A 24,593-nucleotide genomic window follows, 5' to 3' on the forward strand; every position below is an offset into this window, starting at 1 on the left:
TATCAAAACAGTTTATCGAAATACAGGATGCATATGGCATCACAATAGCATTTCTTATAAGTGGATGCCCATTAAATAAGCGATTGGCTCAACCATTGCACGGTATTTTGGTGGAAAATACCAGTTCTGCACTATAAAAGTGCAGTCTTACTAAAAACACATGATTTATGATTCATTTTAAGGAGACCCGTATGACCACACCCACGATTTCGCGCGATCGAATCAGATCCATCGCGCAACGAGAAGCCCAAGCCTTTTTACAAGCCCGCCCACAATCGGCTCGGCTTGCTGAACAAACAGAGCAACATTACCTCTTTGGCGTCCCCCTGCACTGGATGGCCGATTGGGGAACACCCGTGCCACTGTTTGTTGAGCGAGCCCAAGGTGCACATTTCACTGATGTGGATGGCCACGAGTACGCTGATTTTTGTTTGGGCGATACGGGCGCCATGTTTGGTCACAGCCCTTCACCTGTTGCTCAACGTTTAGCAACCGCTGCATTCACAGGCTATACCGCCATGTTACCAACGGCTGATGCCGCAATCGCAGGCAAGTCTTTAACCGAACGTTTTGGCCTGCCTTTCTGGCAACTGGCCACCACGGCGACTGATGCCAATCGCTTTGTGGTGCGTTGGGCACGTGCCATCACAGAGCGTAAGAAAATTTTGGTGTTTAATGGGTGTTATCACGGCACAATTGATGACGTGTTTGTTGATTTAAACCCCAATGACCCCAGCGCCCCACCTTCGACTCGCGCCAGTTTATTGGGTCAAGTCTATGACCTCACCCAATTCACCGATGTGGTCGAATTCAATGACATCGAAGCGGTGCGTGAAAAACTGGCCAGTCGTGAATTCGCTTGTGTGCTCACTGAGCCGGCCTTAACCAATTGCGGCATGGTCTTGCCTAGAAATGGCTTTTTAGCTCAATTGCGCGAGGCATGCGATGCAACAGGCACGTTATTGGTGTTCGATGAAACACACACAATCAGTGCAGGGTATTCAGGCTACACTGGTTTATGTGATTTTTTGCCCGACATGTTGGTCGCAGGTAAAGCCATTGCAGGCGGTTTGCCTTGCGCCGTGTATGGCATGAGTGAAAGCATTGCCCAGCGCATGCGCACAGCCAAAGAAATCGCGCCCCCCGGTCATTCGGGTATCGGCACCACATTATCAGGCAACATGTTGACCATGGCTTTATTGGCGACGAATTTAACCGAAGTGGCAACCAAGGAAGCTTTCAACCAAATCATTGTCCAGCAAAGCAAGCTTTCAGCAGGTTTGCGGGACATCATCGACCGCAACGCTTTGTCCTGGAGTGTCACACAATTGGGTGCGCGCAGTGAGTTTCAGTTTTGTGCCACATCACCCAAAAATGGCTCTGAAGCTGAAACCGCAATGGATGCGGAACTTGAACAAGCGATTCACTTGTATTTACTCAACCGAGGGGTCATGATCACTCCTTTTCATAACATGACACTGGTGTGCCCTGAAACGAGCGATGCCGATATTGAACAATTTTTAATGGCGTTTGAGTCATGCGTTAAAGAACTGTGTCAGCCTTAATTTAGGTTTTTCAGACATGATTGAGTCGATATTACACTGTTGTTAATTGATCTTTACAATTTAAAAAACGGAAGGTGATGCTTTATCACCCTTCTATCATGAAACGAGTTTTATTATGAAACCCATTTTAGTATTGCAACATGCACATTACGATTGGCCTGCTTATTTCACCGATTGCTTGATCAACTGGGAAATTCCATTTGAGCTGATCAATGTGGCTGCAGGCGACACATTGCCTCTGACCATCACCGATTACAGTGGGTTTGGTATCATGGGTGGCGGCATGAGCGCCAACGATGAAATTGGACACCCTCACCTCACTCAAGCCATGACATTGATAAAAGAAGCCGTGGAGCATCACATTCCAGTGATTGGCCATTGTCTGGGCGGTCAGTTATTGGCGCGTGCATTGGGCGGCATCGTGATCCCAGCCCCTTACCATGAAATAGGCTGGCACACGGTCAATCCTTTGCACACGGCAGCTGCATACGAATGGTTTGGTAGTTTAACCCCCGTCACTTTATTTGAATGGCACAACGAAACTTATCTGCCCCCTCCCAATGCACAGTTATTGGCTGGCAGTTTGTACTGTTTAAACCAAGCGTTCTCTGTGGATGGCATTCACTTGGGCATGCAATTTCATGTTGAAGCGATTCCCGAGAAAATCAATCACTGGCTTGACACTGCACGGGATGACCTTGCTTTGGCCAATGACACCAACATTCACGGTGAAGAACGCATTCGACGTGAGAATTGGGTGTATGCGGAGTCGGCTCAAGCGATTGCCCGTCAACTGTACACACGCTGGTTGTCCAATGTGGATCAATCCAAATAAAAGCAATTTGGCATCAAGGCTGGGGGTATTAATTGTGGATTGTGGATTTTATGCGGCGAGTCACGATTCGCCCATGATTTAAGTGTAAACTAATGCCAATAACTCACATCAAAAGCATGTGATCGATCAATCCATTATGAAAGAAACATGATGAATTTTAAACCTGCTCTTTTTGCTGCAAGCATTTTAATCAGCAGTTTGGCATGTGCAAACGACGAGACACCCGCAACGGTGGGCTTAAAACTGAGCAGCGGCCCCCAGCTTTTTTTTGATGTGGCCAATAAGGTCTCGGATAAACAAGGAAATTCAAACTCCTTTGTTGGCATCAAAGGCGAAATTCCACTCACAGAACAAGGTCGAGCCTTGCAACGCTTTAAAGAACACCTGAATCAAAGGTCATCGGTGCAAGTGTATGGTCAGGTAGAGCTTGGCTATCAGCATCGCAGTGATTAAAGCTCAAGAAACATCCGATGACAAACACACTGTTCGAAGCCAAGTGAATGACAACTTAAATCATTCACTTGGCTTTTTATTGTCAGACAGCACTAAAATGACAGCTTGCCCTTACATCGACCTTCCCAATCCAGCTCCAGTCGTCCATCCTCAAAAATCATCCTTAACTTGCATGAAGCGTCGCACTTCATCAGCAATGCTCAACTGTGCCTCAAGTTTTGCATGCGCAGCCACAATTTCTAATTGAAGCTCACGCAACTGTTCATTCAATAAATTGACATTCTTTTCTTCTTCATCGAGCCGATTGCGGGCGGTTAACATCAACGCATCCCTGTCGACGATCTGAGCCTTTAGCACCTCCATGTGGAGGTTCAATTGTTTTGAAACTTGCAATTGTTCGATGGTGTTTAGATGGCTCATGTGTTCTTTATCAAGTCCTTCCTGAATGTGTTGCAATTCAGTCAATAAACGTGTTTTATCCTGACTCAAACGCGTCACTTCATCTTGTTTCACAATGACCGTTTGCTGCACCAAGCGCAGCTCAGCTTGTAACTGTTGAATATGCTGCTCATAACGATGTTGTTCCTGCTCTCGCTGTTCTTTCATTGACTCGCGATAATGCACCAAAGCATCGCGAGCATGTTGGTGTTTCTCCTCCAGAGATTGTCTATACGCATCGCTTTCAGCCAAACGCTCCTTGAGGTCATGCACCTCTTGGGTTAAGGTGTGACGACAGATGACTTCATTTTGCAACATCAATCGGGTTTTCTCGTGGGCTTGACGTTCATCAACAATAGAGACATCGGCCAAACGCAAATGTTCTTTCAGCTGCTCAAATTCATTATGTAATTCTTGCATGCGTTCCATGTGCTTTTCAAGTGCAACGACCCCAGCAGCCCTCACTTCAACAAGCTCTTGATTTGCCTCTTCTTGCAATTGCAGCGCCAGCAGTGAAACCATGTTTTTTAGTTCATCACTGAGCGTTACTTGCAATCCTTTTACCCCTCCATCCTCCCCTTCCAGCTCCTTTAAGTATTTGTGAATGGTGGTTTTAGAGCCTGTATTGCCAAGTTCAATCCGCACCGCATCCACAGAAGGGTGTCGGTTGTTCATCAATAGTGAATCTCTGGCTTTTTTGACTTGTGATTTATAAAGACCAGTGCGCGCCATGGGTAACCTCCGAATTTGATAATGTATTACATACCATGTAATTACATAATATTTTACATTGAAAATAAATATAATTTCAATATAAATTAACACAGTATAATATGGCATTATCCAGTGTTATTTGGAAAAACAATGCTTTTTATCCTCTAATTGCATCCATTACACCTTTATCGCATGTACTGAATATGGCAAAAAAAACATTTTAAAAAACGCCCAATTGAAAAAGTCCTTTTTTATCTGAACCTCAAAAACACCATTTTTCAAATACATGACCAACGATAAAATAAACCAACCCACAGACATGAATAAATTGAACAGCTACATTGAGGCCGCGACACGGGACAACACGCGCAAAAGTTATCAATCGGCGATTCGACATTTCGAACTCGAATGGAAAGGCTTCTTACCAGCCACAGCTGAAAGCGTGGCCCGATATTTGGCCGATTACGCAGAAATCTTGTCGCTCAACACACTCAGGCAGCGACTGGCGGCACTCGCGCAATGGCACATTGAGCAAGGTTTTCCTGATCCCACCAAAGCGCCCTTGGTAAAAAAAGTATTTCGAGGCGTACAAACACTCCATCCAGCCCGAGAAAAGCGCGCAAAGCCTTTTCAAATAGAGCAATTGAAACAGGTGACGGCTTGGTTGGATCAAGCCATTGAGGCCGCCCAACAAGCGGGTTGTCGGGGCGACGAATTGAAGCACACGCGCAACAAAGCCATGTTGTTGCTTGGTTTTTGGCGTGGTTTTCGAGGGGATGAGCTGATTGGCTTGCGCATTGAGCACGTGGAGGTCATTCCGAGTGAGGGCATGATTTGCTACTTTCCACGAACAAAGGGTGACCGACAACTTAAAGGCAGCAGCTTTAAAACACCCGCACTGTCTCAACTCTGCCCTGTCTCAGCCTATCTCGCATGGGTTGAACTGTCAGGGCTGACATCAGGTCCAGTGTTTCGATCGGTCAGCCAATGGGGGCATATTGGCAACGATGGCTTACACAAAGACAGCCTAATTCCATTGCTCAGGTCATTGCTTGCAGATGCACACATCGATTTGGCCACTCAATACAGTGCGCATTCACTGCGGCGGGGCTTCGCAAATTGGGCTTCATCCAATGGTTGGGACATTAAAACGCTTATGGAGTATGTGGGTTGGAAAAACATGCAATCGGCCATGCGCTATATTGAAAACGCAGATCCATTTTCAAAACAGCGCATTGAGCGCGGGATTTCAGGGCATTTAACAACACCGTTGATTGAGTGAGACACGCTGCATTTCAAGCGATTGCCGCCCAAGTGCAGATACCCAATTCAACATCCAATAAACATTTCGGGTCTGGACTTAAAAAAATGAAAAATCATATTGCATGAATTGGATAAAAAGACTACCATCGAAGTAAACAAGCACAGGTGTTTCGCCTCATGGCCATCGCCGCTTTAACAACATGACTTGCGCCCCCTATTACAACAGGATGTCATATGCCCATTGCTTGCTGATTAACATAAGAATACAGGGGGTCGTTACCCCCTGATTGTAGTTCACATCTCATCTTAAGAGAGATGCGCTATCATTCGATGATGTCAATTGAGAGTTAGGGAGACTTTCTTGACATCATTTTATTGCCACATACAAGACTTCATTTTTTAAATTCATCGCACACTGAGTCCAATCACCACAATGGCCTTTAAGTGGATATTTTTCATATAGAAAACGGCATAAGTAAGTTTACAAAAATCAATTAATTCGCTACAATCGCGCAGCCCATCAATTAACCTGCGTGAATCATGAAATTTATAAAAACAATATTGCTTACCTTCAGCATCACCCTCAGTTCTTGCAGTTCATACCAATCCAACAATGGTGCAACGCTTCAGAAAAAACGCGCAGTTCAAGATTTTATTTACACCAATCCCAAAGGGGTTGCGACTGATTTAAAAAAAATCTCTTTTAAAACCAATGGCATGGTTCGAACAGAAAATCCTGATGTACTTGGCGTCGGTGGAACCACGTACACATACACCCGCTATGGGGCATGGAATTCACGCACAGGCCAACAGGACGTGTTTGCGATGGGCGATGCCCCCAGCCAACAGATGGATCTCCGTGACGATCAAATTTACTATGGACGTGCCCTTCGCTCGGCAAACCAATCGGTTTATGACAATCGCTTAACTTATGCATTGAATTTTAATGAAAACAGCTTTGAAGGATTCAGCGTGTCCATCCCCGATCGATACACTTTTGGCAACAGCATTGTGATGCACGGCAAAATGCAAGGCGATACCCTCACAGGCACCGTTGAGTCAGGTAATGATAAAGGCAAGTTCTCAGGCCAATTTTATGGTCCAAATGGCATTGAGTTTGTTGGTATTGCACGGTTTGACAATCCAAATTTGGATTTTTCTTTTGGTGGCGATAAGCAATAACGCTTGTAAAAAGAAAAAAGCATCAAAAAATGGCATTGCTATTTTTTGATGCTTTTTTTATATCAAATGAGCTGTACTGAGCTGCAATGGACCGCATTCGATGCCTATGCCATTGTGATATTCAATCAACAGACCAAGCCAACGACTGACCACCCAACACACATTCATCAATGTTCATACCGATCCCAGCCGCGTACACCAATGCATCGCCACAATAAATCAAAGGCAAGTGTGCCCGCAGCATGGGCGGCACTTGGGCATTTTGATAAGCCAATTTCAGATCAATGATTGGGCGCTTAGGGTGCACATGAATGCGCTCACCACCACTGCGCATTTGCATCGTCAAGCCAAAAGCTTTCAACCGTTCAATATCCACACCATACACATCGTGAGTCATGGGTAATTGCTTCAACTTGCCCACATGCCCCACAGGGAACAAACGGCCAATGATGAATGTGTTGCGAAAACGCGTGACCACACCGCCATCGGGATGTTTCCAACACATGTGCTGGTCTATGCGTGAGTTATTGAGCTGCCTAATCAGCTCCTTAAGTGCCGACCTCGTTGGCATGCGCATTCCAACAGAGGCCAGCCAATGGCGAATCAATGTGGCTTGTTGTTCATCGGTGTAGTCCCTGAGAATCAGGTTTTGCAAGCATGACACCTCTCCAATGTCATTTTTAGATTCAATGTAATGCGGCAGCAAAATGCCTTCAGCCCACGCATTGTCATGTGCAAGACTCATTTGCGCCATCTGAATATCTGTGAGAATTTGTAAACGATCATTAACACTCAACGGGGCTTGATGATGTCCAATTCGCAGTGCATTTCGGGCAAACTGTGGATTAAGGTTTGAAGGATCAAACACATAAGGCACCACGTGATGTGCAACATAGCAACGGATGTGCGCTTGACCCACACTCAACCAAGGCCGACGCCAAGTGGTGTTAAAACGTTGAAACTCAGTAGGCATCGCCGCTTGACCTCGTGCCCCCGCACCTCGCGCTTTTTGCAATAAATGGGTTTCGATTTGATCGTCTTCATGTTGTGCCAATAAGATACATGACACTTGGCTGGATTGCGCCATATGGGCCAGTGCCGCATAACGACCTTGACGTGCCCAGTCTTCAATGCTTTGGGCATTTTTTCGAGTACTGGGATCAAGTTGAACATGGTTAAAATGAATACTTTTATCCGCACAAAAACCTTGAACAAATTCAACCCAAGCATCGGCTTCAGCTTGCAAACCGTGGTGCACGTGAAAAGCATAAAGCTCAACGCCACGCTCACAGGCCACATGGTGTGAGGCGTGCAACAAAGCCATTGAGTCCATGCCGCCACTGACCGCAACCGCGAATGATCCCGAAAGTGGCATCTTTCGCAACTCAGACAATAAAAAAGCGGTGATCGACTCACCGCTTTCCGTGCTCAATTCTGGGTTATTTTTCTGAATATTTACCATAATCCATTAAGCGATTCATACGCAATTCCAATAATTCTTTAATCGACACGCTTTGTGCTTGGGTCAATGCATCAGCCAATGCATTTTTTAACAATTGTGCCGTGTGTTTGTAATCACGGTGCGCCCCACCAATAGGCTCACTCACAATTTTATCAATCAAGCCAAGTTGTTTAATGCGCGGAGCTGTCAAGCCCAAAGCTTCTGCGGCTTCAGACGCCTTGTCTGCGCTTTTCCATAAAATAGATGCGCAACCTTCAGGTGAAATCACGGAATATGTTGAATATTGCATCATCATCACCGTGTCAGCCACCGCAATCGCCAATGCACCGCCTGAACCACCTTCACCAATGATGGTGGCGATGATCGGGGTGTTGAGTTTTGCCATTTCAAATAAATTACGGCCAATCGCTTCAGATTGTCCACGTTCTTCAGCTCCGATACCAGGATAAGCACCTGGGGTGTCAATAAAAGTGAATACAGGTAATTTAAATTTTTCTGCCACTTTCATTAAACGCAAAGCTTTACGATAACCTTCTGGGCGCGGCATGCCGAAATTACGCATCGAACGCTCTTTGGTATCTCGGCCTTTTTGGTGGCCAATGACCATGCAAGCGGCCCCATCAAAACGAGCCAAACCGCCGACAATGGATAAGTCATCGGCATAAGAGCGATCACCATGCAATTCATGAAAATCGGTGAAAATGCCATTGATGTAATCTTGCGTGTACGGGCGTTGCGGATGGCGCGCGACTTGAGACACCTGCCAAGAGTTGAGCTTTGAATAAATGTCTTTGGTTTGCTCATCGCTCTTTTTCTTTAAGCGAGAAATTTCCTCAGAAATATCCACGGCAGAATCACTCTGCACCAAGCGTAACTCTTCAATCTTGCCTTCCAGCTCGGCAATCGATTGTTCGAAATCTAAAAATGTTGGTCGCACATTTGCTCCTTATTGACAACGGTTCACAATGTGAATTGTTATGGTTGATTCATTGCTGATTGTGTGATGACGGCATTTTAACAAAAGCCATTGATTTAAACCAGCGAACGAACGTGCATTTCAATATAAAATTCAATTGATGCATGTTCGGGTGTTTTTAATTAACGTTGAGAAGCTGAGAAATACTTTCGTTGTTGCCAAATCAAACCCAACAACACAAACCAAACGATGCCGCCGAGTACTTTCGTGATGAATTCTACGCTAAAAAAATTCCATTGCATGGGTAAACCAAATGCAATAAAAGGAAACACAAGTGAATCAACTGCAGCACTCAACAAATTGGAGCCATTCACTCGCAGCCAATGGCTGTTATGGCGTAAAGCGTGATAAACCAAAAAGTCGATAAAACCCGCAGCAGCAAAGGCTGTAAATGAGGCAAGCGCCACTTGAGCAGCATCTTTGTTAATGACATAGCTTGCAACAGAACCTGCAAAAATCAAAGCTGGCATCTTCCAAAACAAGCCTCGGTGCTCCCAAGCATCGTGTAGCTTGTCCCGAATCGCCATATCGAAACCGATCATCAAGAAACAAATCACGCCGTCCACAATCAATAACTGCTTCATGTCTTCACCTTGCATGAAGTGCGCAAAGGCAAGGTTGGCGACAACGACCGTCAGCAAATACAGCAAACTGAATAAATTAATCATTTTTTCCTTTTATGACCATCAAAAAAATCAATCACCACAACCAGCAAACACTTTGGTAACACATCCGTTCGTGGCGATGCGTGATATTTACTTAACAAGAACAAAACATTGAAGTTTTTATACACGAATAAACAACAGGTTTTAATACACAATAGGCTCAGGAGAGATTCTCACCGCAAACTTGGCAAAAACACCATCACTGATGCGTTGTGCCAAAGCCATTAAATCACGACCTTGACCGCCACCATGATGCACCAACACCAGCGCTTGCTTTTCATACACGCCCACTGCACCATCGCGCATGCCTTTATATCCCGCCTGCTCTACCAACCAACCCGCAGCAATTTTAACCGACGCATCGGCTTGAGGGTAGTTTGGAATGGTTGGAAAAGAAGCTTTTAACCTCTCAAGCTGTTGAACAGAAACAATTGGATTTTTAAAGAAGCTGCCCGCATTGCCAAGTACCGCGGGGTCAGGTAATTTACTTTGGCGAATCGCAATGATCGCTTGAGCGACGTGCTTTGCCTGAATCGACTCACTTCCAGCCAAAGATGTCGCCATGGCCGCAACATCCCCATAAGCCATTTTTGGCCGCCATTGACTCGCATCCTTGAGCAACTTAAACACAACTTCTGTGATGATGTAGCGGGATTGTGGTTGACCACTCACTATCAACCATTCCTTTTTAAACACACTGTCGCGGTAAGCAAAGCCACACTCAGCATTGCTTAAATGCACCCAGACGTGTTGTGCGCGATCCCACGCCTTCACATGATCAATGGTGTCTTTGACCTCAACGCCATACGCGCCAATGTTTTGTACTGGACATGCCCCAACTGAGCCAGGGATGAGTGCTAAATTCTCCAAACCAAGCCAACCCCGTTCAATGCAATGCATGACCCAATGGTGCCACACTTCACCTGCAGCCACAGCCACACGAATATGAGACGACGACTCATCCATGATGCGAATGCCTCGTTGGCGCATGTGCAACACCGCACCCGTGACATCACGGGTCAGGACGAGGTTACTGCCGCCACCCAATACAAAACAATCCATGTGAGCTTGCTGGAGGTCATTGTTTTGAAAAAATGCAGCCAAATCATCATCAGCATCAATCGCTAAATAATTGACTGCATGAGCGGTGAAACCCATGGTGTTGTATTGGGTCAGATCAACATTGTGTTGCATGGAAGAAAGAGTCATGTTTACTTTGATAAAATTCAAATGGTCTCGTATTATATCAATCAGGTATAATTCAACCATGATTTATTTTATGCAATTCATCGCAAATTTGTTTAAACATCCTATTCGAGGAAAAAATGCCATCATTTGACACCGTTTTAAAGGCCGATGCAGTCGAACTGCGCAACGCAATTGATCAAACCAACAAAGAAATCACAGGTCGTTTTGATTTCAAAGGTTCAAGTGCCAAAGTCGAGCTGAAAGAATTTGACATCACAATTCATGCAGACTCAGAATTTCAGCGCGAGCAAGTGCTGGATGTCTTGCGCAACAAATGCACCAAACGCAATGTAGACCCTAAGTTTTTAGTTGAAGAAAAAGTCGAAAAAATGTCGGGTGACAAAGTCAAGCAACTGATTAAAGTTAAAAATGGTGTGGCACAAGACGATGCGAAAAAAATTGTTAAGGCCATAAAAGACAGTAAAATCAAAGTACAAGCCTCTATTCAAGGCGATGCGGTGCGTGTCACAGGCGGTAAGCGCGATGATTTGCAAGCCACCATGGCGTTATTGCGCAAAGACATGGATGATTTGCCCCTGACTTTTGACAATTTCCGCGATTGATCTTAAGGTCCGAGAATGATAAAAGGCACAGTATTTGTGCCTTTTATCATTGAGACTCATGAAGCAACCTCTTCAATCAAATGTTCAACCCTTCAGACAACGCCACACAAAAATCAGAGTCAAACTCAACAGTACGAGCAAAGACCATTGAGGAATACCCAGACCCAAAACCAAAGGCAGTTTAGCACCGCACATCCCTGTTGCCATGAACATGTCTGGCCACCAATGCGCGGTTGGTAAATCATTAACAAAGTTTTGAACGGGATCAATGCCGCACTCAAACTTAGGTTGCATCAATTTCCAGTTGTGATAAGCCGCAACACCGACAGCACAACAACCCGTAAAAGCGGCAATGACATTCATCGGTTTACTGAGCGTGCCTTGAATGAGTCCTACTAAAGAAAAAATAGCCAATGCCCAAAAGCCAAAGCGTTGCATGATACACAATGGACAAGGTGCCAAATCTTTGATGTTTTGCAAGTACCACGCAGCCCCTAATGCCGCGACACTTAATAAAAAAACCAGTGCGTAACTGAAGCGATATGTGCTCGCACGGGGAGTAAAAATATTTTTGCTTTTTAATGTTTTATTCATAAAATGATCTTAAAAGCCGATTTAACGTGATAACCAATGCAATTATACGTCAGAAACATCGAGAAACATGAGCTAAATATACGTAAAATTCATATTATGATTTTATCTCACCATTTTATTTGTAAATCTTAATATCGAAAGCGATTTATTGTTTAAATAAATACGCTTTATAACGAATTTTAAATAAACAAAAAACAATACTTTTCATTTGTATTAGGACAAACCCTCATACAATTTTTTCGAAAAACATGAAAACAATCTCCCTTTGATTTTCATCGATTATAATTAATCCATCAATAAAACAACCAAAGGACACCATGACTGCTCGCTTAGACCAAATCACAACCCGAACAGGGGATGATGGCACAACCGCCCTTGCGGATGGTTCTCGTCACTCAAAATCGGCTCCTCGATTTATGGCAATGGGTGATGTTGACGAGTTAAACTCACACATTGGGTTGTTGCGCAGTCGTTTACGCGCACATGTGAACAAAGCAGATCGTGAGTTGGATGCCTTTCTCATTGAAATCCAACACCATTTATTCGAAATTGGCTCTGAATTGGCAGTTCCAGGCATTGTTTTTCTAACCAAGGGTGCTGTGAATGGCCTCGATGAGTGGAGCGTGAAGTCCAATGCAACCCTCCCCCCATTAAAAGAGTTTATTCTGCCCAGTGGCGTGTTGGCGGCCAGTCAAGCGCATGTGTGCCGAAGTGTGGCTCGGCGTGCGGAGCGAAGTATGGTGGCATTGGCACAAGTTGAAACGATGAATGATGCATGTGCCCAATACCTCAATCGATGCTCCGATGTTTTTTTCATCATGGCGCGCGTGCTGAATCAAAATGCCCAACATGCCGAGACCTATTGGCGTGGTAATCGTTTATGAACATGAATTTTTCATAAGCACTGAAAAAATGTTGCATCGTAAAGGACACTATGAACACATACTCACAAACCGACAAACGCACCATTGCATTTTTGGGTCTGGGTGTTATGGGTGCGCCCATGGCTGGGCACTTGGCTCATGCTGGCCATCGTGTGGTGGTTTACAACCGAACAACTGAGAAAGCCATGGCGTGGTGTGATGCCCATGCGACATTCGATGTCAGTTATGCCAAAACACCCGCACAAGCTGCTATTGATGCTGATTTCATCATGAGTTGTCTTGGCAATGATGACGATGTGACGCAAGTGTTGCTTGGAGATGAACACGTCGACGGCGCATTTTCCAGCGCACGGCCAGATGCGATTTTTTGCGACCACACCACGGCCAGTGCAACCCTTGCACGCGAATTGTATGTGCTTGCTGAAGCAAAACAATTGCATTTTATTGATGCCCCTGTTTCTGGCGGTCAAGTGGGTGCAATTAACGGACAATTGACGATCATGTGTGGCGGAAGTTCAACTGCATTTGAGCTCGCACAGCCGATCATGTCTGCATATGCGCAAGCAGTGACGCTGATGGGTGTGTCGGGTTGCGGTCAACTGACAAAAATGGTCAATCAAATTTGTATCGCAGGTCTCTTACAAGGCTTATCTGAGGCCATTGCTTTTGGTGAAAAATCAGGTTTGGACATGGAGAAAGCTTTGCAAGTCATTGGCAAAGGTGCTGCACAGAGCTGGCAACTCAATCACCGAGGTTCAACTATGCTGCAAAATAAATTTGATTTTGGTTTTGCGGTCGATTGGATGCGCAAAGACTTGGGATTGGTGTTTGATGAAGCAGCAAAGATTGAAGCCAGCTTGCCCATTACCACCCTCATTGATGGCTTTTATAAAATCATACAACAACAAGGTGGTCAACGTTGGGACACGTCCAGTTTAATCACTTTACTTCATCAACAGGATGATCATCCATAACATCGTTTGCAGCCTGCTCATGGTCGAGTGTATTGCTGTGCATCGTTTGCTGAGCTTGTTTCACCGCATGCGATACACTTAATCGGCTCAAAGCAACATGCTGCCACGGTGTTGCCCCATTGCCCTGAGTCAGCAGCTCATACACCGCCTCTTTTAACCGAGCCAAGATCAAATGATTGTGGTTGTGTTCAAAAGACACCATCAGCTCATTAAGGCTTTCAAGTGTTGTGCTATCCAAATCTGGGGTTTCTTCTAGGCTTAGGATCACCGTAACGACAACATTGTTTAAAGATTTAACACGCCGTTGAATCTCCGCCACCACGCGCTCAATGTTCGCGAAAAATAAAGGTTCATTCGGTCTAAGTATCAAAATGTTTGGGATCGTGTGCACATCATTGCTTGATGCCAAAGTCAAATAATCATGGCCATCACGGTAGCATCCCAGCTCGGACAAACTGGAGCTTGAAAACCGTTTAAGGGTCATCAATAAGCTGATGCCAATCGCCACCAATAGGCCATCCAAGATCCCCAATACCAACACACTTCCAATCGCAAACAACACTATAAAGCGATCACGCTGCCATTTAAAATAGGGTTTCAACTTATTGAGGCTCAATGAATGGCTCACCGCATGGATCACGATGGCAGCCAAAATGGGTTCTGGCGTGTATGCCAGCCACGGCAACAAAAACAACAACATCATCAATACGCATAATGCAGCGACCAATCCCGCCCATCGGCTGGCCGCACCCGCACTTTCATTTGCCGCAGTGGCCGAATAACCCGCCCCAACAGGCATGCCATGAAATGCGCCTGAAACCAAATTAGACACGCCCAAAGCAAACAAATCTCGGTTGGGATCGACCTCATCTTTGTGTTTGGTGGCAAAGGTGCGGATTGAGCTGTAAGATTCGGCATAAACGATCAACAGCATCGCCACACCTAACTCAAGTAAACGCATCCAATCGCTGTATGAGAGCCTGCCCACGGAAGGCGCATTCAGTTGAATATCAATGTTGCCAATCAAGTGAATGCCATGGTTTGACAGTGGAGAAAAATACCCCAGCAGTATACCCAATGCGATGACAATCAAACCCGCAGGAACATATCGATAGCGAGACAGCCATTGAATTAAGAACAGAGCCCACACCCCCAATGCAAAACCAAACCAATTCCACTGAAAAAAGTCCCCAATCAAAACAAACACATAACGGGGCACATCGGTATAGGTTGGTTTCACATCCACAAACAAAGCAAACTGATGCACGGTGATGACAAATGCCAGAGCAAAAGAAAAGCCACGCAAAACAGGTTTGGCAATAAAATCCGTGATGCTGCCGACCTTAGCCATCGCCGCCACAATAAACATCATCCCAGTGACCATCACCAAACCATAGGCAAACACCATGCGCAAGGTCGCATCTTCACCAGTCAAAGGCAATACAGACGCTGCGAGCAAAGCAGCCGAAGATGAGGTGGCCGATACAATGGCAAAGCGGCTGTTACCCAACACCCCGTAACACAGCAAACCCGCAAACAAAGCAACAATACCCGACTGCATGGGTAAATTACCAATGCGTGAGTAAGCCACAGCTTCAGGCAAAAGCAAGCCTGCAATAGACAAGCCCGCCACCCAATCGGATGGATTGAGCATGCGAGTCAGCATGTGGCGCAAAATGAAGAAACGACTGGGCACAATGAAAACTTTCAGAAGATAAGCCCAAACGATTGTCAGCAGTGCGTTGAATGGGCAGTATTTTATGTTTTATTTATGCCTATTTAACCATAGATGGCATAGGTCATGATGTCCATTTTGCCTCTTAAAAACCAAAAGACAGCGCCACCCGATAAGTGATGAAAGAAGCAAGATAAGCCAATGCAAATAAATAACCTGCTGCAATCAAAGGCATTTTCCAGCCACCAGTCTCTCGTTTGATTGTCGCCAAAGTGGATAAACACTGAGGTGCAAACACAAACCAAGCCAACAAAGACAACGCTGTCGCCATTGACCATTGTTGAGCAATGATGGGCATGAGTGCCCCGCCATCATCACCGCTGGACAATGCATAGACCGTTGCCAAAGAGCTCACAAGCACCTCGCGCGCAGCCAATCCAGGCACCAAAGCAATACTGATTTGCCAATTAAAACCAATCGGTGCAAAAAGTACGTTCAGCCAACGTCCTAAAGTCCCTGCAAAACTATATTCAATCGCCGTACCCGTTGCACCATCTGGCGCATTTGGAAAACTGGCTAAAAACCACATCACAATGGTCAAAGTCAAAATAATACCACCCACACGCCGCATGAAAATCTCGACCCGCTGCCACAAACCAATGGCTAAATTACGCACATTAGGCCAATGGTAATCGGGCAATTCCATCATCAATGTGCGCGTGTGTTTATGCTGACCAAATTGTTTCAACACCCAAGCCACTGAAAATGCGGCAAATATACCCGCAAAATACAGCACAAACAACACAATCCCTTGCAACTCGACACCATAAAATACGGTTTTTTGTGGAATGAATGCCCCAATCAACAAGGCATACACAGGCAAACGTGCAGAGCAGGTCATCAGCGGTGCAATCAAGATGGTCACCAGCCGATCGCGGGAGTTGGGAATCGTGCGTGCCGCCATAATTCCAGGAATCGCACAAGCAAATGAAGACAGCAAAGGGATGAATGATCGCCCTGACAGCCCCACACTGCCCATTAAACGATCCAATAACAAAGCCGCACGAGGCAAGTAGCCCGACTCTTCGAGCAATAAAATAAAGAAAAACAAGATGATGATTTGCGGCAAGAAGACAATCACCCCACCCAGTCCAGCAATCAGGCCATCCACAACAAAACTCTTGATGATGCCCTCAGGCAAAATTGAACCCACCCACTCACCCGTGAGCGAGGTCAGTTTCTCGATCAAATCCATTGGCGCACTGGCCCATGAAAATACAGCTTGAAAAACCAAAAACAGCACCACAGCCAAAACCAATGACCCCCACAGTGGATGCAAAAATACTTTATCCAGTTGGTCGGTTGGCAGATGAGGCACGGCATCATCCAATTTAATGTTGTGTAAAATTGTGCGCACGCGAGCTTGATCGCTTTGACTTTGATCCAACTCATCGACCATGCTTGGGGCATTTGTGCTTGGTTTTAAAGTGGCTAAACCATTTAAGGTATGTTCCAAACCCCTTGCGCCATCCGCTTTGACACCCACGGTACTCACAACAGGCAAGCCCAATTCTTTGGACAAAGCATCCAAATCAATGTGGATGCCACGCCTTGCAGCCACATCCATCATGTTCACCGCCACCACAATCGGCAACCCCATGCTTTTCACACCAAGCACAAGGCGCAAACCACGGCGAAGGTTGGTTGCATTGACCACGCAAATCACCCAATCGGGCTTCTTTTCGCCTCGGGCCTTGCCCGCCAACACATCACACGTCACTTTCTCATCTGGGGAGCGGGGGTATAAACTGTAAGTGCCTGGCAAATCCAGAATACGCAGTTTTTTACCATCCTTCAGTTCATATGAACCCTCTTTACGCTCCACCGTGACACCAGCATAATTGGCAACTTTTTGGCGACTGCCGGTGAGTAAATTGAACAAAGCGGTTTTACCGCAATTTGGATTCCCAACAAGTGCAACCAATGTGCCGCTGGGGTAAAACTGAATGGGGGTTTGATTCATATTGAACAACATCTAACGGTATAAAATTGCATTAAACAAAAAAACAAGCCAATCAAAAAAATGATTTATTTAATCACTCAGATTAATGCTGTCACCTCAACACATGCGGCCTCTTCTGGATGCAAAGCAAAAGTGGATAAACCAATGCGCACCACCAAAGCACCACCTGAGATTAAAGGTCGTTTTAAAATCATTGCATGCTCGCCTGCAATAAAACCAATGTCCTCGAGCCAATGCACCCATTCTGAAGGGGCTTTAAAGGCATGAACGGCACGCACAATCAACGGTTGATTTAAAGATGCTTGATCTAAAGTCATGTGGGTGCGTTGCATGTTTAAGCCCTACTTGCGAGATGGTTTAAGATAAGACGAATGATAACACTTTTCACTTGCCCTATCAGGTCTTTTAAATATTGGGGATATTATCGGCCATCGCGTTGTCACTCACCTTCACATCAAATTTCAATGAAACCTCATCAAAGCAGCCGTTGTATTTAAGAAAATCACATTTTTTATTTCATTCATTTCATCAATTGGATGCCAACCACCCATTGAGTACGAGACTGATTAAAGAAACTGTTGCGCTTGCACTTAACCCAATCGACCCGCCTGCATCTTGTTCATAACGATCACCAGCCAAACCATGCACGTATACCGCCAAGCTTGCCGCTTCAAATGGTGGCACACCCACAGCCAGTAACGCAGCAATCACACCTGACAACACATCCCCCTGGCCTGCGACCGCCAAAGCACTGCCCCCCGAGGTGTTGACCCGAAATGATCCATTGGGTTTTGCAATCACCGTTCCTGCCCCCTTGAGCACAACCACACTGGCGTATGCTTTGGCCAACTGTTGAGCTGCCAGCACACGGTTGGCTTGGATTTCAGCGGTTGAGCAAGCCAATAAACGAGCCGCCTCGGTTGGATGTGGCGTTAATATGGCACGTGCCTGATTTTGTTGTAATTTATATTTAAATTCAGCCTGTTGCGCCATAATATTCAAGGCATCTGCATCAATCACCATGGTGGTTTTATCGGCACTGAGCACAAGGTCAAAAGCTGTTTGAAATACCTTGTGTGCAGCGTCATCTTGCCCCAAACCTGGGCCAATTGCCACCGCTGTTGCTGCACTCACATCGCTTAAAGCTTGGCGAATCATGAGCTCGGGTGCCGCAGGATCCACAGCCAAGCGTTCATCCAACACATTTAGCCACACTTTACCCACACCAGCAGACAAAGCTGCACGTCCAGCAAGTAAAGCAGCACCCAGCATGCCTTGATTGCCGCCCACAATGGCGACACTGCCAAATCGACCTTTGTGGCTGTTGCGTGGACGAATCAACAACGAGCGCGCCATGCGGTGATTTAAATTCAATTCACCCAAAGACTCAGGCGATTTTGTCCCGCAATCGAGGTCACCATTAACCCAACCCAAATCAGCCAAATGAACATGTCCAACGGCATCCGCCCCATCCGCCATCCACAAACCCGATTTATGCCCTAAAAAAGTCAAGGTGTCACTTGCTTGAATCAATGCACCTGCTGCACAACCTGTGCCCGCATCCAAGCCAGAAGGCACATCCAATGCCAAAATGGGTGCATTGACCGCATTTAATTGTTCAATCAACGCAGTCAAAGGTGGGCTGGGTGCGCGACTCAAGCCAATGCCCAATAAACCATCAATGATCAAATCGGGGGTGTTTTGGATGTTACTTAAATCAGAGAAATGCTCAATCAAGTTCATGCCCGCAGATCGACACAACTCGAAAGCCTTTTGCGTTGCAGGGCTTACAGGCACGGCAATGACAATACCAGTGACATCAAAACCACGCTGGTGCAGCCGATGGGCTGCAAACAAAGCATCCCCGCCATTGTTTCCAGCACCTGCGGCCACCCAGATGCGGCAAGTCACAGGATAGCGCGCAACCACCCAATCAACAACCTCATTCGCTGCGATATCCATCAAATCAACGTGCTCATGTTCTGCTTGACGCTCTATTGCCCGTAAAGCATCAAGGTCAAAGATTTTAAGTGAACCCTGCAATTGATCGCTGCTTTTTTGCCTCATGCCAACGCCTTTAAATGTTGAAAGTGTGTCAATGAAGCCGTATCGGTCATTGATGCTTTGAGCTTTTTACCACTAAACCCAGTTTGCCGCAATCACAGGATTCAAAGCGGTTTGATAGCTGGAGGGTAAAGTAGTTTGTCCAGCAGCAGGCGGCGAAAATGCAGACATGGCCGCAACCAAAGCATTCACGTTGCCATCCGCCAATGTCTTGCCTCCTGCAGTGATGGACTCGACATGGTTGGCACTGCTGACATACCAATTCTTAATGGTGACTTTATCTGTGGTGCCAATCACACTCACCACCAAATCATTGCCCGTATGGGTCAACCAGAGTTGGCTGTTGGTCACACCGGTTTGGAATGCCAAGGTGTCGCTGTTGCCCACCGTTGCATCGGCATCGGTCAATGTGTCTTGACCATCGCCACGATTAAATTGGTAGGTGTCATTGCCAGTGCCACCAAATAAGGTGTCATTGCCTAGGCCTGCGTACAAAGTGTCGTTACCACCATTGCCCACCATAAAATCATTGCCCGCTTGTCCGACCAAAGCATTGGCATACACGCTGCCATTCAAGGTGTCGTTGCCGAGTCCGCCACGGAGGTTTTCAATATTGTAAAAGATGTCCAAGCCTGCACCCACGGTGTTTTGCTGGGTCGCAAGGCGCAAATCAACGCTGACAGCCGCAGTTGAGTCGAAGTAGTCCGCCCAGTCATTGCCATCCCCCCCACTTAAGTTGTCATTGCCCAAACCACCATTCAGGATGTCGTTGCCAGCCCCACCGATGAGGTTGTCATTGCCTGCATTACCAAACAGAGCGTCGTTCCCAGCTTGACCATCAAGCACATTGTCTGAGGCATTGCCTTTCAGATTGTCGTTGGCACTGCCAGCACGAACGTTTTCAATGTTTGTGAGGGTATCTGAACCACCCGCACCCGTGACTTGAACCGTTGTGATGTTCAAATTGACATTGACACTGGCCGTCATGTCGACATAATCGGCCCAATCGATCCCATCGCCACCATTCAATACATCGTTGCCTAAACCGCCACGCAACGTGTCATTGCCTGTACCACCATCCAGAGCGTCGTTGCCCGCAAAACCCAGCAAGGAGTCGTTGCCCGCCATGCCTTTAAGCGTATTATTTTCGGCACTCCCTTTCATTTGATTATTCAACGCGTTACCCATTCCACTTAAAGCACCGGAACCAGATAAAACCAAGTTTTCAATATTATCGTTCAGCGTACAGTTTGCACTGGCCTCAACGCAATCCAATCCAGCGTCAACCACCTCAATCACAGCATCACCCACATTGTCAAAATAGTAATAATCATCACCATTTCCACCAACCATCACATCTGCACCCACTTGACCGTTGAGTGTATCGTTCCCCTCTCCTGCATACAAGCTGTCATTCCCAGCCCCACCTTTAAGCCAATCATTGCCTGCGTTGGTGTGAATTTGATTGTCAAGTGCATTACCGATCACGGTGTCATTGCCACTACCAGACACCGCATTTTCAATCAAGGTACCAAAGCCAATAAAGCTCTGACCTGCAGACAAAATACTCACTGCTTTACTTCCAATAAAGTTCCAACTGCCTGGGTTCAAATTAACACTTACATTTTGAGTTTGGCTGTTTGCATCAAAGACATCCACGCCAGCCCCATCCCACACGTAATGATCAGTGAAGTTAGCATCACTGAAAGCATATGTATTGTTTTCTGAACGTTGCGAAGCGTTAACACCATAAAAATAATGCAAAGTGGCTAAATCATACATTCGAACTGTATTTTTATTGGCTTGCCAGAGGCTGTTGTAGCTCATCGCGGAATAAGTTGTACTGTCTTCACTCGTTGGTAAAGTATCTGTATCTTCAAAGGGGTGTTTTAAGCCCAAAGCATGACCTATTTCATGAATCAACACGTCAAAGGATCCATCCAATTGATTCAAATTAGAGATGGTGTTTTTGATATGAATATCTCCTCCTTTAGAAGAATCAAAAGGATAGTTGGCGTATCCTGCATAAGCGGCATAACCCGCAGTGCTTAAATCATCACGAAAAAATCTCAATTGCACGCTTGTTGAGTCAACCACCTCAACAAAAGTTAAATTGACGAGCTGGGCGTATTTTTGCAAAGCCTCTCGAATCGCCGTTTTTTGTTCTTCGGTATACAGTTCAAAACCAACCTCACCGCCATCAGCATTTAAAGCGAAACTGTAGTTCAATGTTTGGCCTTGCCCTATAGCCCCCCACGTGTATTTAGAATCTAAAGCACGAATGAAATAAGGAAGCGGTTGTGCATCATTCGTATAAACGGTGTTTTCAATCCCCGTTGTCCTCACGCCATTCACTGAGATATAAGCTGTATCCGCAATGCCATTGCTATCATAAATCTGGTCACCGATGTCATTGATATAATAAATATCATTGCCATCACCACCGAATAAAACGTCATTACCATCTCCGCCATTTAAAACATCATTCCCAGCTCCGCCATATAAGGAATCATTACCGGCTCCACCTAACAGTGTGTTGTTTCCAGATGAATCATACAAGTAATCATCACCGTCTCCACCATCAGAAGCATCATTACCGTACCCACCATACAAAGTATCATTACCAAGGCCACCCAATAAAGTGTCATTTTTAGTTTGGCCATTAATGAGGTCGTCGCCCTCTTTGCCATCAATGACATTAAAGCCATCCCATCCACTGATGATGTCATTGCCTAAAGTGCCAATGGTTGTTGCCGTGTTGTTGTATAACTCATTGAGGTCCCAAATAACGCCATCGCTGAACTTAAAATTTTCAATAGCCCTCCCAGAAGGCCAGTAAATCATCTCAGAAATCGTAATGGAGTTGTTTGTTCCATATAAAATGATCAAATCTTTGCCGTTGTTTCCAAGCTTAAAAAAAACCTCAGTTGATTTAACATCAGTAAACTCAATGGTATCACTACCTGCATTTTCCTTAACGACATCATTACCATCTCCCTTAGAAAAACGATAGGTGGTGTTGCCCAAAGCAGTACCCCAAGGCAAATACCCATTTAAAGTGTCATCACCTGCCAAACCAATAAGCGTGTCATCACCACTTGACCCAAGGGTGTCCGCATTATTCGTTCCCAGTACAATCATTTCATCTCTCCTTTTGGACCGCTTTCATATTTCATTCGCCTATTTCAATGAAAGAGGACACAAATTTAAGAGAAAGCTAAGCCACATTTTTATAGAAATTAACCCAAATTTACATCTCAGCCAATAAGTCGGATCGCGCAGCAGAGATCAAACACAGATCATCTGCATCCATTCGTTGTGCCGCATCAATCTCCAAGCATTTTAAGATGTCATGTGCAGGTAACACTAAATTGGTGAGCGGTGGAAATTTTAAGTTCTTAATCGTTTTAGTTGTTTTTCCTGCCATTAATAATCGATAGGCGATTGCATTATGGGGTAGCAATGGCAAGCCACCTGGTAGGTTTTGTTCTTTAAACCATGCCGCAGTTTGCCAAGACGAAGCATAAATTCGCATGGTTTCCGCATTGGTCAAAGCAAACTGATCGCCAACTACCATTTTTACCGTCGGATGTAACCTTAATACATCGTCTAAGTAGGCCGTGTCACGGTCAGCGTCATAAAATACCTTATCCCAATCAACTGGCGCTGCATAGGCCAACGGTTTATCTGGTCGAATGCGAATGATGTAGTCATAATTTGCAAAATTCGTAGCCAGCTCATGGCAAGCATGGATCTTATAGTACATCTTCTGGAAGTTATTGAAGCTTGCAAACTGTGCTTGCGTGTCATCCTCAACCACCACGTGTTCTGTCCCAAAAAAAAGACGTAATTCATCTGTGGTGGCTTGTGTGGGGTCGTTGAGCTTGGCGAACAACGTGGGATACTTTCTCTGCATGATGCTCATGTCGCATGTCATCAGTATATTTTTGTAAGCTTCAGAGAATGCTGATGGAAAAACCCGTTGTGCGTGAGATAAGATAGGCTCCCTATAGCCACCAATATTGCGCCACGTATGTACAAACACATCTGGCGATAGGTCTTTGATGATGGTGTTTTTAAGGGTTTCAAAGGCTTGCTGATAGCCACGAAGTTGCCCTGAAATGCACAAAGCGACTCGTGGCTTCGTTTTTTTAGAGGGCATAGCATTGCGCATACAGTTTTTGTTGTAATTAAACTCAGCCAAATGCTTGTTTACAATAAAAAAAGAAGCTGCTTTGGCTTTGTCAAATAGAAAAATATCTTTCGACGGTGGTAGAGTAGCGTCACTTTTTTTCAGATCTTGATTGATTTTTTGTAGTAAGAAAAGTGCTTGAGCCGTGGTTAATTTTTGTTGCTGGATTTCGTTTAAAATTAAAAAAGTAAAAACATTTTCACTTGAATGCAGTCGCTCAATATCTAAGCACTCGTATAAAACATCATAACCATAGAACTTTTTTATCGCATCATGGAACGTACAGATTTCTTCAAAAGAGTACAACATAATGTTTTGCGACAGAAATGATTTTACCTCATCTTTGAGTGCTTCTATACCCAGTATGGCCACGCTGGGACATAGGTTTTTAGTAAGTGGGTTGGTATTTATAAAGCCATACAGTTTATCGGCTAAAATAGGCTTAACAACACCCGTAAAGTGTGGCCTATTGAACAACATCAACTCGACTAGGATAAACGAAAAATCTTCATGTTCAAACAAATGTGAAAATAGACTCATGTCTGTCACTGCATCGGGTGCGCAGATAAAAGCTCGTAAGAGACCAATACTAAGGCTTTCTTCTACATTGTGGGTGCACAATTTCTCCCACGCATAAATGGCTTTACGCCATTGCTTGTTGGCCAATACAGCACGGATATAGTATTCGAGGCGCACGCTATCGGGCTCAGATGAGTCCAGAGCGCTCGAGCATATCTCTTCAACCTCTGCATACTCTTTTCGAAGCAACATTTGTTTAAGTTCTTCGCTCAACTCAGTCATCATTATTTCTCCCTTAATTTTT

At 45.3% G+C, this 24,593-nt stretch carries 20 protein-coding genes; 8 read left to right on the forward strand and 12 right to left on the reverse strand.

Annotation, left to right across the window (positions count from 1 at the left end; genetic code table 11):
- Positions 1–191: 191 nt before the first annotated feature.
- The 3 genes from DTO96_RS07895 to DTO96_RS07905 all read left to right on the forward strand — a co-directional run bounded on the left by DTO96_RS07895 (position 192) and on the right by DTO96_RS07905 (position 2,853).
- Complete coding sequence (locus DTO96_RS07895; protein WP_114562996.1) at positions 192–1,565, forward strand: aspartate aminotransferase family protein; 1,374 nt, start codon at positions 192–194, stop codon at positions 1,563–1,565.
- Between the two features lie 115 nt (positions 1,566–1,680).
- The gene (locus tag DTO96_RS07900) at positions 1,681–2,400 is read left to right on the forward strand and encodes a type 1 glutamine amidotransferase (RefSeq protein WP_114562997.1); all 720 of its coding nucleotides are present in this window, start codon (positions 1,681–1,683) and stop codon (positions 2,398–2,400) included.
- Positions 2,401–2,547: 147 nt separating this feature from the next.
- Positions 2,548–2,853 (forward strand): hypothetical protein, encoded by a 306-nt coding sequence (locus tag DTO96_RS07905; protein ID WP_114562998.1) that lies wholly within the window; start codon positions 2,548–2,550, stop codon positions 2,851–2,853.
- Positions 2,854–3,003: 150 nt separating this feature from the next.
- On the opposite strand, the gene DTO96_RS07910 is transcribed toward DTO96_RS07905, so the two are convergent.
- On the reverse strand, positions 3,004–4,131 hold the full coding sequence (locus DTO96_RS07910) for a DNA-binding protein (protein ID WP_225972455.1): 1,128 nt from the start codon (positions 4,129–4,131) through the stop codon (positions 3,004–3,006).
- 160 nt (positions 4,132–4,291) lie between these two features.
- Here DTO96_RS07910 and DTO96_RS07915 point away from each other — a divergent pair, with 160 nt between their 5' ends.
- Together DTO96_RS07915 and DTO96_RS07920 are read left to right on the forward strand one after the other, a co-directional pair.
- Positions 4,292–5,287, forward strand: a complete 996-nt coding sequence (locus tag DTO96_RS07915) for a site-specific integrase (RefSeq protein ID WP_225972456.1) — start codon at positions 4,292–4,294, stop codon at positions 5,285–5,287.
- Positions 5,288–5,808: 521 nt separating this feature from the next.
- Entirely contained in the window at positions 5,809–6,450 is a 642-nt protein-coding gene (locus DTO96_RS07920) for a transferrin-binding protein-like solute binding protein (RefSeq protein WP_114563001.1), read from the forward strand.
- 121 nt (positions 6,451–6,571) lie between these two features.
- Here the strand turns inward: DTO96_RS07920 and tilS are convergent, their stop codons facing one another.
- From tilS to murB, 4 genes are all read right to left on the reverse strand, one after another.
- Positions 6,572–7,912, reverse strand: coding sequence for a tRNA lysidine(34) synthetase TilS (gene tilS, locus DTO96_RS07925; RefSeq protein WP_114563002.1), 1,341 nt, complete (start codon positions 7,910–7,912; stop codon positions 6,572–6,574).
- Complete coding sequence (locus DTO96_RS07930) at positions 7,890–8,849, reverse strand: acetyl-CoA carboxylase carboxyltransferase subunit alpha (protein ID WP_114563003.1); 960 nt, start codon at positions 8,847–8,849, stop codon at positions 7,890–7,892. The genes tilS and DTO96_RS07930 overlap by 23 nt, the downstream gene beginning before the upstream one ends.
- A 161-nt stretch (positions 8,850–9,010) precedes the next feature.
- Positions 9,011–9,556: a VUT family protein gene (locus DTO96_RS07935; protein ID WP_114563004.1), complete on the reverse strand. Its 546-nt coding sequence runs from the start codon at positions 9,554–9,556 to the stop codon at positions 9,011–9,013.
- Positions 9,557–9,697: 141 nt separating this feature from the next.
- Entirely contained in the window at positions 9,698–10,762 is a 1,065-nt protein-coding gene (gene murB / locus DTO96_RS07940) for a UDP-N-acetylmuramate dehydrogenase (protein WP_225972457.1), read from the reverse strand.
- Between the two features lie 116 nt (positions 10,763–10,878).
- On the opposite strand from murB, the gene DTO96_RS07945 reads away from it, so the two are divergent.
- Positions 10,879–11,364, forward strand: a complete 486-nt coding sequence (locus DTO96_RS07945) for a YajQ family cyclic di-GMP-binding protein (RefSeq protein ID WP_114563006.1) — start codon at positions 10,879–10,881, stop codon at positions 11,362–11,364.
- Positions 11,365–11,448: 84 nt separating this feature from the next.
- Here DTO96_RS07945 and DTO96_RS07950 read toward each other — a convergent pair whose 3' ends face one another.
- A complete protein-coding gene (locus DTO96_RS07950) occupies positions 11,449–11,958 on the reverse strand; it encodes a disulfide bond formation protein B (RefSeq protein WP_114563007.1) in 510 nt (169 codons plus the stop codon).
- 317 nt (positions 11,959–12,275) lie between these two features.
- Here DTO96_RS07950 and DTO96_RS07955 point away from each other — a divergent pair, with 317 nt between their 5' ends.
- Both DTO96_RS07955 and DTO96_RS07960 read left to right on the forward strand, forming a co-directional pair.
- Positions 12,276–12,842 (forward strand): cob(I)yrinic acid a,c-diamide adenosyltransferase, encoded by a 567-nt coding sequence (locus tag DTO96_RS07955; RefSeq protein ID WP_114563008.1) that lies wholly within the window; start codon positions 12,276–12,278, stop codon positions 12,840–12,842.
- A gap of 50 nt (positions 12,843–12,892) precedes the next feature.
- Positions 12,893–13,816, forward strand: a complete 924-nt coding sequence (locus tag DTO96_RS07960; RefSeq protein ID WP_114563009.1) for an NAD(P)-dependent oxidoreductase — start codon at positions 12,893–12,895, stop codon at positions 13,814–13,816.
- Here DTO96_RS07960 and DTO96_RS07965 read toward each other — a convergent pair.
- The 6 genes from DTO96_RS07965 to DTO96_RS07990 all read right to left on the reverse strand — a co-directional run bounded on the left by DTO96_RS07965 (position 13,782) and on the right by DTO96_RS07990 (position 24,574).
- Positions 13,782–15,512 (reverse strand): SulP family inorganic anion transporter, encoded by a 1,731-nt coding sequence (locus DTO96_RS07965; RefSeq protein WP_225972458.1) that lies wholly within the window; start codon positions 15,510–15,512, stop codon positions 13,782–13,784. The genes DTO96_RS07960 and DTO96_RS07965 overlap by 35 nt on opposite strands.
- 124 nt (positions 15,513–15,636) lie before the next feature.
- Positions 15,637–17,526 carry a ferrous iron transporter B gene (gene feoB, locus DTO96_RS07970; RefSeq protein WP_444542317.1) on the reverse strand — a complete coding sequence of 630 codons (1,890 nt, stop codon included), beginning with the start codon at positions 17,524–17,526 and terminating at the stop codon, positions 15,637–15,639.
- Positions 17,527–17,591: 65 nt separating this feature from the next.
- On the reverse strand, positions 17,592–17,846 hold the full coding sequence (locus DTO96_RS07975; protein WP_225972459.1) for a FeoA family protein: 255 nt from the start codon (positions 17,844–17,846) through the stop codon (positions 17,592–17,594).
- Between the two features lie 196 nt (positions 17,847–18,042).
- Complete coding sequence (locus tag DTO96_RS07980) at positions 18,043–19,581, reverse strand: NAD(P)H-hydrate dehydratase (RefSeq protein WP_114563011.1); 1,539 nt, start codon at positions 19,579–19,581, stop codon at positions 18,043–18,045.
- Between the two features lie 72 nt (positions 19,582–19,653).
- Positions 19,654–22,719: a calcium-binding protein gene (locus tag DTO96_RS07985; RefSeq protein ID WP_114563012.1), complete on the reverse strand. Its 3,066-nt coding sequence runs from the start codon at positions 22,717–22,719 to the stop codon at positions 19,654–19,656.
- A gap of 109 nt (positions 22,720–22,828) precedes the next feature.
- Complete coding sequence (locus DTO96_RS07990) at positions 22,829–24,574, reverse strand: hypothetical protein (RefSeq protein WP_114563013.1); 1,746 nt, start codon at positions 24,572–24,574, stop codon at positions 22,829–22,831.
- Positions 24,575–24,593 lie beyond the last annotated feature (19 nt).

It is taken from the genome of Ephemeroptericola cinctiostellae, from assembly GCF_003339525.1.
Lineage (GTDB): Bacteria > Pseudomonadota > Gammaproteobacteria > Burkholderiales > Burkholderiaceae > Hydromonas > Hydromonas cinctiostellae.

What these genes read in the sequence shown, in the direction of transcription:
- DTO96_RS07895 (WP_114562996.1), top strand. Translation starts at nt 192, where the DNA reads ATGACCACACCCACGATTTCGCGCGATCGAATCAGATCCATCGCGCAA.
- DTO96_RS07900 (WP_114562997.1), top strand. Translation starts at nt 1,681, where the DNA reads ATGAAACCCATTTTAGTATTGCAACATGCACATTACGATTGGCCTGCT.
- DTO96_RS07905 (WP_114562998.1), top strand. Translation starts at nt 2,548, where the DNA reads ATGATGAATTTTAAACCTGCTCTTTTTGCTGCAAGCATTTTAATCAGC.
- DTO96_RS07910 (WP_225972455.1), bottom strand. Translation starts at nt 4,131, where the DNA reads ATGCCATATTATACTGTGTTAATTTATATTGAAATTATATTTATTTTC.
- DTO96_RS07915 (WP_225972456.1), top strand. Translation starts at nt 4,292, where the DNA reads ATGACCAACGATAAAATAAACCAACCCACAGACATGAATAAATTGAAC.
- DTO96_RS07920 (WP_114563001.1), top strand. Translation starts at nt 5,809, where the DNA reads ATGAAATTTATAAAAACAATATTGCTTACCTTCAGCATCACCCTCAGT.
- tilS (WP_114563002.1), bottom strand. Translation starts at nt 7,912, where the DNA reads ATGGTAAATATTCAGAAAAATAACCCAGAATTGAGCACGGAAAGCGGT.
- DTO96_RS07935 (WP_114563004.1), bottom strand. Translation starts at nt 9,556, where the DNA reads ATGATTAATTTATTCAGTTTGCTGTATTTGCTGACGGTCGTTGTCGCC.
- murB (WP_225972457.1), bottom strand. Translation starts at nt 10,762, where the DNA reads ATGACTCTTTCTTCCATGCAACACAATGTTGATCTGACCCAATACAAC.
- DTO96_RS07945 (WP_114563006.1), top strand. Translation starts at nt 10,879, where the DNA reads ATGCCATCATTTGACACCGTTTTAAAGGCCGATGCAGTCGAACTGCGC.
- DTO96_RS07950 (WP_114563007.1), bottom strand. Translation starts at nt 11,958, where the DNA reads ATGAATAAAACATTAAAAAGCAAAAATATTTTTACTCCCCGTGCGAGC.
- DTO96_RS07955 (WP_114563008.1), top strand. Translation starts at nt 12,276, where the DNA reads ATGACTGCTCGCTTAGACCAAATCACAACCCGAACAGGGGATGATGGC.
- DTO96_RS07960 (WP_114563009.1), top strand. Translation starts at nt 12,893, where the DNA reads ATGAACACATACTCACAAACCGACAAACGCACCATTGCATTTTTGGGT.
- feoB (WP_444542317.1), bottom strand. Translation starts at nt 17,526, where the DNA reads ATGTTGTTCAATATGAATCAAACCCCCATTCAGTTTTACCCCAGCGGC.
- DTO96_RS07975 (WP_225972459.1), bottom strand. Translation starts at nt 17,846, where the DNA reads ATGCAACGCACCCACATGACTTTAGATCAAGCATCTTTAAATCAACCG.
- DTO96_RS07980 (WP_114563011.1), bottom strand. Translation starts at nt 19,581, where the DNA reads ATGAGGCAAAAAAGCAGCGATCAATTGCAGGGTTCACTTAAAATCTTT.
- DTO96_RS07985 (WP_114563012.1), bottom strand. Translation starts at nt 22,719, where the DNA reads ATGATTGTACTGGGAACGAATAATGCGGACACCCTTGGGTCAAGTGGT.
- DTO96_RS07990 (WP_114563013.1), bottom strand. Translation starts at nt 24,574, where the DNA reads ATGATGACTGAGTTGAGCGAAGAACTTAAACAAATGTTGCTTCGAAAA.